Annotated in this window: 18 protein-coding genes and 1 tRNA gene; 16 read left to right on the top strand and 3 right to left on the bottom strand. The window is 57.7% G+C overall.

The features are described 5' to 3' along the window. Positions 1 to 71: 71 nt before the first annotated feature. Positions 72 to 146, bottom strand: a tRNA-Glu gene (locus tag PYR65_RS13675). Between the two features lie 413 nt (positions 147 to 559). Between PYR65_RS13675 and PYR65_RS13670 the strand changes: the two genes are divergently transcribed. Further along, a complete protein-coding gene (locus PYR65_RS13670; RefSeq protein ID WP_276118397.1) occupies positions 560 to 1333 on the top strand; it encodes a hypothetical protein in 774 nt (257 codons plus the stop codon). A gap of 283 nt (positions 1334 to 1616) precedes the next feature. Here the strand turns inward: PYR65_RS13670 and PYR65_RS13665 are convergent, their stop codons facing one another. Beyond that, on the bottom strand, positions 1617 to 2396 hold the full coding sequence (locus tag PYR65_RS13665) for a hypothetical protein (RefSeq protein WP_276118396.1): 780 nt from the start codon (positions 2394 to 2396) through the stop codon (positions 1617 to 1619). Positions 2397 to 2524: 128 nt separating this feature from the next. Here PYR65_RS13665 and PYR65_RS13660 point away from each other — a divergent pair, with 128 nt between their 5' ends. The 8 genes from PYR65_RS13660 to PYR65_RS13625 all read left to right on the top strand — a co-directional run bounded on the left by PYR65_RS13660 (position 2525) and on the right by PYR65_RS13625 (position 7511). Next, complete coding sequence (locus PYR65_RS13660) at positions 2525 to 3775, top strand: phage portal protein (RefSeq protein WP_276118395.1); 1251 nt, start codon at positions 2525 to 2527, stop codon at positions 3773 to 3775. Continuing rightward, complete coding sequence (locus PYR65_RS13655; protein WP_276118394.1) at positions 3768 to 4109, top strand: gene transfer agent family protein; 342 nt, start codon at positions 3768 to 3770, stop codon at positions 4107 to 4109. The genes PYR65_RS13660 and PYR65_RS13655 overlap by 8 nt, the downstream gene beginning before the upstream one ends. Further along, on the top strand, positions 4106 to 4330 hold the full coding sequence (locus PYR65_RS13650) for a hypothetical protein (protein WP_276118393.1): 225 nt from the start codon (positions 4106 to 4108) through the stop codon (positions 4328 to 4330). Before PYR65_RS13655 ends, PYR65_RS13650 begins: the two co-directional genes overlap by 4 nt. Positions 4331 to 4333: 3 nt before the next feature. Then, positions 4334 to 4903: an HK97 family phage prohead protease gene (locus tag PYR65_RS13645; RefSeq protein ID WP_276118392.1), complete on the top strand. Its 570-nt coding sequence runs from the start codon at positions 4334 to 4336 to the stop codon at positions 4901 to 4903. Positions 4904 to 4905: 2 nt separating this feature from the next. Further along, positions 4906 to 6069, top strand: coding sequence for a phage major capsid protein (locus PYR65_RS13640; protein WP_276118391.1), 1164 nt, complete (start codon positions 4906 to 4908; stop codon positions 6067 to 6069). Between the two features lie 70 nt (positions 6070 to 6139). Then, complete coding sequence (locus PYR65_RS13635; protein WP_276118390.1) at positions 6140 to 6616, top strand: phage tail tube protein; 477 nt, start codon at positions 6140 to 6142, stop codon at positions 6614 to 6616. Between the two features lie 20 nt (positions 6617 to 6636). Beyond that, a complete protein-coding gene (locus tag PYR65_RS13630) occupies positions 6637 to 7200 on the top strand; it encodes a hypothetical protein (RefSeq protein WP_276118389.1) in 564 nt (187 codons plus the stop codon). Beyond that, complete coding sequence (locus PYR65_RS13625; RefSeq protein WP_276118388.1) at positions 7197 to 7511, top strand: helix-turn-helix domain-containing protein; 315 nt, start codon at positions 7197 to 7199, stop codon at positions 7509 to 7511. Before PYR65_RS13630 ends, PYR65_RS13625 begins: the two co-directional genes overlap by 4 nt. Before the next feature lie 346 nt (positions 7512 to 7857). On the opposite strand, the gene PYR65_RS13620 is transcribed toward PYR65_RS13625, so the two are convergent. Continuing rightward, positions 7858 to 8268 (bottom strand): GIY-YIG nuclease family protein, encoded by a 411-nt coding sequence (locus PYR65_RS13620; RefSeq protein ID WP_276118387.1) that lies wholly within the window; start codon positions 8266 to 8268, stop codon positions 7858 to 7860. A 134-nt stretch (positions 8269 to 8402) separates the two neighbouring features. Here PYR65_RS13620 and PYR65_RS13615 point away from each other — a divergent pair, with 134 nt between their 5' ends. The 7 genes from PYR65_RS13615 to PYR65_RS13585 are packed head-to-tail and all read left to right on the top strand — an operon-like array spanning position 8403 to position 12394. Continuing rightward, on the top strand, positions 8403 to 8693 hold the full coding sequence (locus PYR65_RS13615) for a head-tail connector protein (RefSeq protein WP_276118386.1): 291 nt from the start codon (positions 8403 to 8405) through the stop codon (positions 8691 to 8693). Then, complete coding sequence (locus tag PYR65_RS13610; protein WP_276118385.1) at positions 8690 to 9094, top strand: HK97-gp10 family putative phage morphogenesis protein; 405 nt, start codon at positions 8690 to 8692, stop codon at positions 9092 to 9094. Before PYR65_RS13615 ends, PYR65_RS13610 begins: the two co-directional genes overlap by 4 nt. Then, the gene (locus PYR65_RS13605; protein WP_276118384.1) at positions 9091 to 9603 is read left to right on the top strand and encodes an HNH endonuclease; all 513 of its coding nucleotides are present in this window, start codon (positions 9091 to 9093) and stop codon (positions 9601 to 9603) included. Before PYR65_RS13610 ends, PYR65_RS13605 begins: the two co-directional genes overlap by 4 nt. After that, positions 9603 to 10010 (top strand): DUF3168 domain-containing protein, encoded by a 408-nt coding sequence (locus PYR65_RS13600; RefSeq protein WP_276118383.1) that lies wholly within the window; start codon positions 9603 to 9605, stop codon positions 10008 to 10010. The genes PYR65_RS13605 and PYR65_RS13600 overlap by 1 nt, the downstream gene beginning before the upstream one ends. After that, positions 10010 to 10333, top strand: a complete 324-nt coding sequence (locus tag PYR65_RS13595; protein WP_276118382.1) for a phage head closure protein — start codon at positions 10010 to 10012, stop codon at positions 10331 to 10333. Before PYR65_RS13600 ends, PYR65_RS13595 begins: the two co-directional genes overlap by 1 nt. A gap of 1 nt (position 10334) precedes the next feature. Continuing rightward, the gene (locus tag PYR65_RS13590) at positions 10335 to 10748 is read left to right on the top strand and encodes a phage terminase small subunit P27 family (protein WP_276118381.1); all 414 of its coding nucleotides are present in this window, start codon (positions 10335 to 10337) and stop codon (positions 10746 to 10748) included. Between the two features lie 2 nt (positions 10749 to 10750). Continuing rightward, positions 10751 to 12394, top strand: coding sequence for a terminase large subunit (locus tag PYR65_RS13585; protein ID WP_407951236.1), 1644 nt, complete (start codon positions 10751 to 10753; stop codon positions 12392 to 12394). Positions 12395 to 12404: the final 10 nt, after the last annotated feature.

Raw genomic sequence — 12404 nt, 5'->3', positions numbered from 1 at the left:
CGCAAAAGACAGTTGGCAGCCGCAAAAGGCAGTTTCCAGAGGGGACATCAATGTGGGAAATTTGAGAACCATGGTACGCCCTAGGGGAGTCGAACCCCTCTTCCCAGAATGAAAATCTGGTGTCCTAACCGATAGACGAAGGGCGCATCAGTGGTGTGCGCGTCTTATAGTCAGACATGCCGGATGCTGCAAGCGCTAAATCGCATTTTTTCAAGGATTTTTCGCAGTAAAAACAGCGCTGAAACGGGGTGAATTTCCACGCGGAAAAAAGCCCTGCGTGTGGCCTTTTCAGCCACCAGGAGATATCGTTTCATCGATGTCGGGGAGGTGCACAATGGTACGCCCTAGGGTTCTGCCACAATTGAACCTGTTCAATAGCTTAGCGCTGCTAACCTGCAAAAACCGCGCCTTTGATAAGAAAAGGCTATTCCCAAAATCTGCTAACCGCCTTTGTGGGGCAATGAGCATCGATCCCGGCTGACCTCAGAACGAGAAACGCCCCCATGACTAGGAACCATGAGGGCGTAGTGTTGCAAGAAGCGAGAACCAAGACACATCAATGCAATTGATTGCATGGGGGTATCAGATGAATAATATTGATCAAGTGGTCACCAAGGTCAAGCCTAAGCTGATAATCATTTCCAAGCCGAAGGTGGTGACGGTCGCTCAGGTGCTTCCCGATTTCACTCACGTATTCACCGCCGAGCTTTTGGCAACGGCTTATGACGGATCGCGGAAGCTCCTTGAACAGATCACGGAAGCCGTGGCGGCAAACGCTGCGACACAGGCGGCATTCGAAACGGGCAGCCCGACCGCGTCATATGCCACCAAAAAGCAAAAAGCGTTTGCTTCGGATTGGTGGACTCACCTGACGGAACTGGTTGTCGGTGGACCCCAGGGCGATGATAAAGCGCTCCATAAGGCGCTGGACTTTACCGTGAAGCAGACCTTCGATGCGGTTTTCCACAAGATGCTCACGGGAAAGGACCTTCCCGAGAGTAAGGACGGGTTCGGACACAATGCGATGCAAGCGCTACGCAAAGCGACTGGGCACGGGGATGCGGCGATATTTCTCTACCGGCTTCGGTACTGGTGGCCCAGGGCGAAGATAGTCATCGACGGCCGGAAGTGGATCGCCAAGACGCATAGCCAGTGGGCGGAGGAGCTGGGGATGGAAGAACGTAGCTTTCGCACAGCCTATAACCATCTCCTCAATCTCAGCCTTATCGAAGCAAGGAAAAAGCCGTTCAACGGTCAGACTATGAACCATGTCCGGCCGACCGAAGTCACTGAAAAGCTGTTCGCGAGGCTTGAGAAAGCACCGACCGATTGACGAAATTCGTCAGCACCGATTGCCGGAAACAGTCAAAGGGTGTGACGGAAATCGTCAATCGGGTGTGACGAAATTCGGCAATCCGGAATGACGAAAATCGGCAATCCTTATAACAAGAAGATACCTTCAATAAGATACCTTCATGAAGATACAACAACAGCCTCTCTGTCGCTCGTTTCACGGCAACAGCATTCCCGAGCCTAATTGTCTCGGAGAGGAAGAACCTCGCTTCGCTCAGTAGCTTCCCCTCCGGGAAAGCCTCACTCCCCCGAAGCCCCCTCGCTCAACTCATGTCAAGGTGAGCGCCGTCTCCACTGGTCACTTGCCAAGATTGATCGGTAAGCCGGTTAAACCTGATTTGCTCTGATGTCCGAGCATCCACTATGAAGTTTTGCCATTCAGTGAAGTGATTACTTACCCCGGTGAAATCCTCGTAAAAAACGTTAGCGATAATATCGGCCACGATTTTTTCTCCAGCGCTAACGATGGCTTCGTCCTCAATTAGCTCTACCAGTTCAAAATGGTCCTCATAAATTTCATTAGGAGCCAGCGATATCGCTGACGTTTCAGCTTCTGCATTGGTCTCAACAACTTTATCGGGATGGGCCGTGTACTGACAATACAACCGCTGTGCCGGTGTTTTTCCAATGTTCTGCACCTTCATCGATCCCGTGACACTGATTTGGATGCCGTGGGTGGTTGTTTCCGTCCGCATTTGACCGATAACCATGTTCTTCACGATTATCCATGGGCGGGTGTCTATGCGATAATTTTCCTCTGTGAGGGCATTACCCGCCCGCGCCTCATCCAAAGCAATCCTTGTTTGTCTGATTGTGATTATCAGCCCAATTACACCACCGGCGCTGATCGCTGTACCGACGGCAGATACTACGAGCGTCAACTTGGCCCATTTCGACATGTCTTGCTGCGCGTTCAGGTCAGCTTCAGCACGTGCTTCAATACGTGCTTCCTTGAGATTGTTTGTGTCCGGCAAATACATCGCGGCAGCGCACAGCGTGGGCAGCAAAACAAGTATCAACGTCGCAACCAGTTGGCGCAGCATACGCAATTCCTCTGTGTATTTTGTGTTCGGTATCATCGGCGTACCATTTCCCCCTTTGGCGGAAAAGACTTGATGCAGACTTGGTTAAAGGGGTTAAAGAGGGTGTCACCTTAACGACCGGTGACACAATGTTCGGACTTGGACGCAAGAAGACAGAGACCGCAGCCGTTGCGATGGCGGAGCAGCGTTCCCTGGCATCGCCAGACAACTGGCTGCTGGAGCTGTTCGGGGTAACTCCCTCCACCGCAGGCATCATCGTCAATCCAACGAACGCCCTACAGGTCCCCGCCGTGGCAGCGGGGGTCAAAGCCCTTTCCGAGCCCATGAGCATTTTGCCGTTGCCGGTTTATCGGCGCGGTGCCGATGGAGCGAGAGACCGTGACACAGATCATATTGCCTCCCGCCTCCTGAACGGTGACGCCAATCCCTGGACCCGTGGACCCCAGCTCCGCGAACTCCTCACCGCTGATGCGATCTGCTACGATGGCGGGGGATTTGCTGAGATCGTTCGAGACGGTGAGCGCAAGCCCCGCGAACTCCATCGCCTTCACCCCAGCACTGTCACCATCGAAACCGACAGCGTGACCGGTGAACCCCGCTATCGTGTCACCATCGGCACCGGCCAGCGTTTCATCGATTTCAGCGATATCCTCCATATCCGCGCCCCGTCACCGGTCTGCATGAACTCCGTCAGCGGCAAGAGCCCGCTCATGCAGGCAAAGGATGCCATCGGGCTGCTGATCACCATGCAGGCTCATGCCTGCCGCCTGTTCGCCAACGGTGGCCGTCCCTCCGGCATCCTGTCCTTCCCCCAGAAGTTGGGCTCTGAGGTCGCCAAGCGCATCAAAGCCTCATGGCAAGCCGCCACCAGCGGGAACGCGTCGGGTGGCACGGCGGTGCTGGAGGAGGGCGGTGCATTCACACCCCTCAGCTTCAATTCCGTAGACAGCCAGTTCCTCGAAATCTGGGCTCTGGCCATCACCGAAGTGGCCCGCATCCTGCGTGTGCCTCCCGTCCTGCTTATGGACTACAGCCGACAGACATGGGCAAACGCTGAGACCGGTGGCCAGCAGTTCCTGACTTACAGCCTCGCACCATGGCTGTCCCGCTGGGAAGCGGAAGTCACCTTGAAGCTGATCGAACCGGACGACCGCGCCACCGTTTTTGTTGAGCACCTCACCGATGCGCTTCTCCGCGCCGACTTCGCCAGCCGCGCCACGGCATACGGCCAATATCGAAGCATGGGCGCAATGACCGCGAACGAGGTGAGGGCCGGTCTGAACCTCCCGCCGCTGCCAGACGGCAACAGCCTCTCCAATCCCTACACCTCCACCGGCAAGCCCGCTGACAAGATCGATGGGGCATCCGCCGATGAATGAGCTTCCCGTCCATCGCCAGTTTTTAGGAGATGCCGAATACGGTTTCCGGCTGAGCCCTGAACTGATCCTCGAACTCGAACGCAAGACTGGCACGGGTATCGGGTCGATATCCAAACGGTTCTTTGCCGGTGAATTTGGTTTCCTCGAACTCACCGAAACCATCCGCCTTGGCCTCATCGGTGGCGGGACCGATCCGCAGGAAGCTGCTGCGCTGGTCACCACTTACTCCGCCCGCATGTCGGTAACCGATCTCTACACCGTCGCCCTGCCTGTCATGGACGCGCTGATGTTCGGCATGCGCGCAAAGCCGAAAGGCCGGAAGGTGCCGAAATGAGCAAGGGACCGGGCCGCGTACAGAGGGCAATCATCGCTGCATTCGAAGCAGCACCCAGCAGCCGTTTCACCACGCAGGAACTCGCCGCATCGATCTTCACCAACCCGCCGACCGCCTCGCATGTAGAGACCGTCAGGCAAGCGCTGGTCAAATCGAAGTTCAAGAAAAGCCGCGCCGGTCACCTGAAAACGGGTGGCTGGCATCACGTTTGGGGAGTTTAAGACTTGGACCACCTGCCATTAGCTGCATACGAAAACCGCGAAGCGCAGACCCGCGACACGCTGGACTTCGATATTCGTTTCTCTGCGGACGACGCAGGAACGTTCACGGGCCACGCCGCCGTTTTCGGTGAGCGCAATAGCTTCAACGAGATCGTGAAACCGGGTGCTTTCGTCCGCACCCTGTCCGAACATCAGGCCCGCGACATTCGCCCCCCTATGCTATGGTCTCATCGGACAGACGAAATCATTGGCGTATGGACCGACATCCGGGAAGACGCCACCGGACTGTCTGTCACCGGTAAGCTGGTCACGGAAACGGCCAAGGGCCGGGAAGCCCACGCCCTGCTGAAGGCCGGTGCGCTTAGCGGTCTCAGCATCGGTTTCCGTGCCCGCACACAGGAACGTGGGGCGAACGGTCTCCGCATTCTCACCGATATCGAATTGGTCGAAATCTCCCTCGTGGCCCTGCCGAGCGCAGGCAACGCCCGCATCAAACAGGTGCGGTCCATGAGCGATGTTTCGGCCTTCACCCGCGCAGTGTCGCGCACCATCGAAACGCTTCGAAAGGATTGAAGATGACGAAGCATATGAAGATCGAGACCCGCAGCGCGGCACCCCTCGAAACACGTGAAGATGATCCGCTTGCCGCAGCAACGCAGGCCGTCAACGAACTCCGCACCGCTGCCGAAGAACGCCATACGGCTCATCAGACGGAAGTCCGCACTTTGACGGAACGCCTTGCCGGTCTGGAAACGCGTCTGAACCGTCCTGGCACTCAGCAGGAACAGACCAGCGAAGCATCGGAAGAGCAGCGAGCCTTCGGTTCTTATCTTCGCCGTGGCGAACAGGGCCTGTCTGATGTAGAGCGCCGCGCTCTTACAGTTGGTGCAGATGCGACAGCCGGTTTCCTCGCTCCGCCTGAGTTCGGTAACAGGATCATCGAAGCTCTCACGATGTATTCGCCCGTTCGGCAGTACGCCAATGTTGTGCAAGTTGGTGGGCGCGAAATCCGCTATCCCCGCAAGGTTTCGGGTACGAGCTTCCAGTGGGTCAGCGAAACGGGCAACCGCCCCGAAACACAGCCGAGCTTCGATCAGGTCACGCTAACACCGTGGGAACTGGCTGGCTTTACCGAAGTGTCGCGCCAACTTCTGGAAGACAGCGTTTTCGACGTTGAAGCGTTCATCCGCAATTGCTTCGCCATCGATATCGCTCAGAAAGAAGGGGCTGCATTCGTGGCCGGTGACGGCGTAGGGAAGCCTACGGGTATTCTCGCGGCAACCGGCATCGCAGAAGTCGTTTCCGGCAACGCTGCCACACTTGGCACCGCACCCGGTGATCTTCTCATCGACGTGACTACGAAGCTGGGTACACCCAACGCTGCGAACGGCACGTGGATGATGAATGGCAAGACGCTTGGCGTCGTGCGCAAACTCAAGGATACCCAAGGCAACTATCTTTGGGCACCGGGGCTCACCAACGGCGCGCCGAATACCATTCTCGGACGGCCGATCATCGAAGCGCCAGACATGCCAGACATCGGCGCTGGAGCATTTCCGATCATCTTCGGCAATTTCCGCGAAGGCTACACCATCACCGACCGCGTGGACATGTCCGTCCTCGTAGACCCCTTCACCCGTGCCACGAATGGCATCGTCCGCTTCCACGGCCGCAAGCGTGTGGGCGGTGACGTGACCGACCCGAGCCGCTTTGTGAAGGTCAAGGTCGCCACGGCCTAATCCGAGATCACAGGCGGCGGGACATCCTGCCGCCATTTCCCTTTCCCCATCATCCTGAGAGGAAAATCCAATGGGTATTACAACCACAGCCAAGACAAAGGTCTCCATCGGCACCACCGCCGCATTCGCTACAGCCGTCGCATATGCCGGTGATACATGGACCCCGATTGCCAATATCTCCGATGTCGGTGAGGCTGGATCAGAAGCCGAGGTAGTTATCGGCAAGTTCGTGGACCAAGACTATGTTCGCAAGCTCAAGGGCTCCCGCGACAACGGCACCATGGAACTCACCGTCGCCCGTGATAGCGCCGACGCGGGCTATGCGGCTCTGATCGCCGCTGAGGCCACCAGTTTCGGCTACAATTTTTCCGTGGAGCTGAACGACAAGCCCGCTGCCGGTGCCAGCCCGAAGAACAGCAAGTTCTACTTCAACGCCTTGGTGGCATCGAAGAAGAACAACTTCGGTGACGCGGACAACATTGTCAGCACGGTTTTCAGCCTCGCCATCTCCGGCGCGATCATCGAAGTCCTGGCGTCTGCCACCTGATCGAATGCGGGAGCATCACCATGAAGCTGGCAGAGACCATCCTTGTCGAGATCGCGGGGGAAGAGATTGAGCTTCGGCCATCTCTCCGCCATGCGATGCGTCTGGAACGCCGTGAGGGGAGTTTCCGCCAGCTTTTTCGTGAGATCAATGAAGGCTCTCTCACCGCAGCCGTCGATATCATCGAACCCCATTTCTTCGGTCAATACCTCAAGAACCGGGTACTTGACGCGCTGCCGACCCTGACACCGGCATTGACCGCATATTTGCTGGCGTGCGCTGGCATCGATCCTGAGGCCCCGGCCAATGACACCGCAGGGGCGAAATCTGGGAAAACCCAGACATTCAGCGAATACCTGCAGCAACTTTATCGATACGGCACGGGGTGGCTGGACTGGACCCCTGAGACCACTCTGGACGCGACCCCGGCTGAAATCCTTGAGGCCTACAAGGGCAAGCTCGAAATGCTGAAAGCCATCTATGGCACCAGCGAGAAGGCCAAGCCGGTCGATGATCGCCCCTTGGATGACAAGTTTCGCTCCCTGTTTGCCGGTATCGGAACCCAGAAGGTGGAGAGCGCAGCATGAGCAGCGATTGGCAGAAACTTGTCCGTGATCTTCAGATCGAGCAAGGCATCTCGGAACGGAAGCTTGCCGTCCTCGCCAGACTAAATCGTACGACGCTCCGGCGGTTCTTGACGCGTAAGGGGAGCATGGAACTCGAACGGATTGAGCGGCTTCTGTCCGTTTTCGGCTATGAACTCGATGCTGTGATGGTTGGCGAACCATATACAGCCAGTGTGAAATCGATTGCTGTGTCCGACCCGGCACCCACACCCACGCCACCAAAATTCAAGCTCATTCGACCTGCTGGGATGAGCAAGTGGGAGCGCTTCTGATGCCATATAGCGCCCCATCCCTCCGCTCATGTGGATGCGTCCTGATCTCAGGCCAGAAGTGTGTGCATATCCAAGCTGCCGACCGTGCGCGAAAAGCCCGGTTTGAAGCTCAGAGGCCATCGGCCCGTGCCCGTGGATACGACAGCAAGTGGGAAAGCGCCCGCGTCTGTTTCCTCGCCAAGCATCCCCTTTGCCAGCGTTGCGGGGCACCGGCCACCGTCGTGCATCACTCCACTCCTCATCGTGGAGACAAGGCCATCTTCTGGGACCGCAGCAAGTGGGTGCCTGCATGCCAGCCCTGCCACGATGGTCCCCTCCAGTCTCAGGAGAAAAGAGGATGATCGGTTTAACGACGGCTACGGTTCAAGCGGGGGTTCAACTGCTGGATAAGCAGACGCTCGATATCCAGATGCGGACGAACCATGCCTGCAACGGTGGCAATCTCTGGCGGTTGATGTACCACCGCTGTCAGGGTTTGTTCTCTGACAAGATCAAGCCAAGCATTTGCTTCCCAAAGAGGGGTTCCGCCCCCAAGGCCAGCCAGCGCCTTGTTGATGTAGCGATTATATTGGAGCAGGCGTTTGCTGACCTTTGGCTTGGACGTCCCGATGCGCAAGGCATTTCCGCTGCCATCCAGCCAGACGTAAACGGTCTCAGTCAGTTGTGCGGAAACCACGTCCGTTATGGAGACATGGATGCCGTTACCGTCTCCCGTGACCTTCATGTCAGCAACCGCCGTGAACTCAGACCAATCCACTCTCACCTCCCTGTGCCGTACTCGCTCACAGGGGGGTATCGCCAAACTTTGCCTAGTGCAACGGGGACCGGCCTGGGGAGCGTCGTTGTAGAGAGAGACCATTTCACCGCCGCCAAAATCACAAGGAAATCAGCATGAGCGTGATCACCGTAGAAGACGTAAAGCGGCACCTGAACGTCGTCGGCACCGATGATGACCTGTTGATTGCCGACAAGATCGCAGCGGCTGAGGCCTTCATCGGCCGTTGGACCCTGACCCCGCTTGCCGCGATGACGGAAGTCCCGGCCGACCTGAAAGAGGCGGTGCGCCTCCTAACCGGTCACTTCTACGAGAACCGGGAGGCCTCCATCGTCGGGGTAAGCGCTGAGGAAATCCCGTTTGGTCTTTGGGACCTGATCAATCCGCATCGGGAGTACAGCTTTTGAGCGCTCAGACAGACCGTCTATCCCGTCGATTGAAGGCCATCCCGGTGGCCGTGAAGAAAGCAGTTGTTCCAGCGCTCGAAGGTGCAGGGGCAGAGCTTGTCGGTGCGATGCGAAACCTCGCTCCCGAGGATACCGGGGACCTGAAATATTCGATCAAATACACGATGCCGGGGGACAGTACCCCGCCATACAGCCAGCCGGGAGGCTCTACCGTTGCCGCCGAAAATCAGTTGCTCGTTACGGCTGGCAACGACGATGTCCGTTATCCGCACCTTGTCGAGTACGGCACGAAAGACGCCGAAGCGCAGCCATATTTCTGGCCCGCGTATCGCCTGAAGAAAAAACGTCTGTCCAACCGGATCAAACGCGCCATCCGCAAAGCAGTGAAGGAAGCACGATGAAGACCCCTAAGCTCACGCACGAACGGCTCCTCGAACTCCTGCATTATGATCCTGAGACCGGCGTCTTCACGTGGCGGGTGGACCGTTGGCGCGGTCGCGGCATGGGCGTCCTTGCCGCCGCTGCCGGGAGTGTGGCCGGATCGGTGAATGGCGATGGCTATGTCTGCATCAAGATCGATGGCGAGAACCATAAGGCACACCGCTTGGCCCGGTTCTACGTAACGGGGGAATGGCCAAGGGCAATGGTCGATCACCGCGATCTGGACCGCTCGAACAACCGCTATGACAATCTCCGCAATGCCACCCGTGGCCAGAACCGCGCCAACTCGACCAGCAAAAACAAACATGGGTTCAAGGGGGTGGCCAAGGTGCGCGGCCGGTACATGGCTCAAATCCGCAAGGACAAGAAGAACATAAACCTGGGTTATTTCGACAGCGCAGCGGAAGCCGGTGCGATCTACGATACTGCCGCCAAGGGTGTTCACGGTGAATTCGCGAGGGTCAAATAATGGAGCCATCCCTCGAACTCCAGAAGGCTATCCGCTCCCGGCTTGTCGCGTCATCCGCCGTTATCGGCCTCGTACCCGCTGCCAACATCGTGGACCGCAACGGCTTGCCTGCCGTGTTCCCGTGCATCCTCATCGGTGAGGGGCAGACCGTGGGAACCGGTGCCGTCGCCCGCAACCGTCATGAGGTCTTCACCGACCTGCATGTATGGGCCAAGGAAACCGGCCTTGTCACGTCGAAGCAGATCGTCGGCACCATTCGCGCCGCCCTGGCTGACACGGTTTGGCCTGTTGTGGGGCTCCATGTTGCCGATCTGCATGTTGCATCCACCCGTTTCCTCCGTGACCCCGGTGGCCTCTACTCGCATGCCGTCGTCAGCCTTGAGGCCATTGTGTTGGAGGTGGCGTGATGCGTGCCGGGAAACTCGACAAGACCATCACCATCGACCGCGCCGCCACCACCGTGGACGAGTACGGAGCCCCGACAGAGGGATGGACGACCATCACCACAGTTCGAGCGCAGTTGATCCAATCCACCACCGAAGAGTTCATTCAGAGCTTTGGCTCGTCGTCGAAAGTGGCTGTAATATTTCGCATTCGTCATCGTGATGGCATCGCTGTTTCCGACCGCCTGACCCATTCGGGGCAAGCATACGACCTGAAGGAAATCAAAGAGCTTGGGAGACGTGATGGGCTCGACCTGCGTTGCACCGCTCAAGGAACGGGGAACTGACATGGCGCATCGTGGTGTAAAACCGGCTCTGAAGGAAATCGCCGGGTGTCTGGAGGCGGTGCCTGCGATGCCGTCGCACTTGCCGTTGAGCATGCGCCAAGAATGGATCGTCTTGGCAACCGACCTCACAAATCGGAAGATGATCACCTCCGCGACCCTGGGTACGCTGGAAACCTATGTCCGATCCCTCTGGCTTGCTCGTGAAGCGCAAAAGGCAATTGAGGAACATGGCCTTATCGTGAAGACCGAAAAAGGATCAACGAAAGCCAACCCAGCCACCACCACGTTGAACGAAAGTCAGACGACCATTGCACGGCTTGCATCCGAGCTGGGACTGACACCGGCATCCCGCTCCCGTTCCGGCATGGGTGGAGATACACCCAAGCCTGACAACGATGATGCGCTAGGGCTGTAACCATGGGCGCGATCAAGATAATCAAGAAAGCGGCGGTGCCGAAGCCTAAGACCACCTATCCGGCGTGGGCATTCGACAACAGCCCGATTGCGGACCCGCTTGGCTATGGCGAACGGGCCGTGAAATTTCTCCGCGCCTTGAAGCATCCGAAAAACCCCTTGCCGGGAAATCCTTTCCAGCTCGACAAATGGCAGGAGCGCATCGTCCGCGCCATCTATGGACCGCGCAACGCCGATGGCACCCGTGTGGTTAAGACCGTTGTCATGTTGCTGCCACGGGGAAACCGGAAGACATCGCTCGCCGCCGCGTTGGCGCTGCTCCACACATTCGGGCCGGAACGCGTCCCCGGAGGCGAAGTCCTGTCCGCTGCGTCCGACAGATCGCAGGCCAAGATTGCGTTTGAGGAAGCCGTTGCCGTCATCAGGATCATGCCGAAGATCGATGACATCGCCCGGATCACCGACCACAAGCACCGTATCAAGAACTCGCGGCACAACAGCTTTTACGCCTGCGTATCCAGCGATGCCGCCAGCGCCCATGGCCACACCCCTGTCTTTGCTCTCATTGATGAAATCCACGCATGGAAAAAGCGTGATCTCTGGGACGCGATCAAATCCGGGATGAGCAAGACCCCTGGCTCTCTGATGATCATTGCCACGACGGCGGGGCGGGGGCAGGAAAATCTGGCGTTCGAACAGATCGAATATGCCCGCAAGGTTGCCAAGGGCGAAATTCACGATCCGGCAACGCTGCCGATCTTGCTCGAAACTCCGAATGATGCGGACTGGCAGGATGAAACAGTATGGCACCGGGCAAACCCTGGCCTCGCTCATGGCTATCCAGACATCGAAGGGCTTCGCCAACTTGCCCGTGAAGCTGCCGAGCGTCCCGGCGACAAGCTCGCATTTCAGCAATTCCACCTCAATATGTGGCAGGATCATTCCGAAGCCGCCTTTGTCGAAATGTCCACCTACGATCAGGGGAAAGAGCCTTTCGACCTTGCGGACCTGAAGGGAAAACCGTGCTGGCTGGGCGTCGATCTGTCGTCTACGTCCGACCTCACCGCCGTGGTCGCTGCATGGCGGGACGGTGACGATGGCTATGTTGTCCGCCCGTGGTTCTTTTGCCCGAAAGACAACCTCGACAGGCGCACCCAGCAGAGCGGATATCCCTATAATCAATGGGCCGAAGACGAGGTTCTGACCCCCACACCCGGCAACGTGGTCGATATCCGCGCAGTCGAAAACCATATCCGCGACCTCTGCGAACAGTTCGAGGTCCGGGAAATTGCCTTCGATCCGCATTACGCCCGCATCACGATGGCCAACCTTGTGGAGGATGGTTACCCCTGCGTGGAGTTCCGGCAAGGCTGGATGACCATGGGACCGGCAATCCAGATACTTGAGAAGGCCCTTTTATCGGGAAAATTCCAGCATGGCGGTCACCCGATCCTGCGATGGAATTTCGACAACGTGGTGATCCACGATGACGGCAAGGGCAACAAATCTTTCCACAAGGGCAAGGCCCGCGACAAGATCGATGGAGCCGTTGCCACAGCCATGGCCGTGGCCCGCGCAGCAACCGGCGAAGATACCCGCTCAATTTATGACACCGATGATCGGCCGGAAGGCCTTCTGATCTTCTGAAAGGGACACC

The sequence above is a fragment of the Pararhizobium qamdonense genome (assembly GCF_029277445.1).
Lineage (GTDB): Bacteria > Pseudomonadota > Alphaproteobacteria > Rhizobiales > Rhizobiaceae > Pararhizobium > Pararhizobium qamdonense.
Note: the sequence above shows the minus strand (reverse complement) of the source record. Positions and strands in the feature narration are given on the sequence as shown.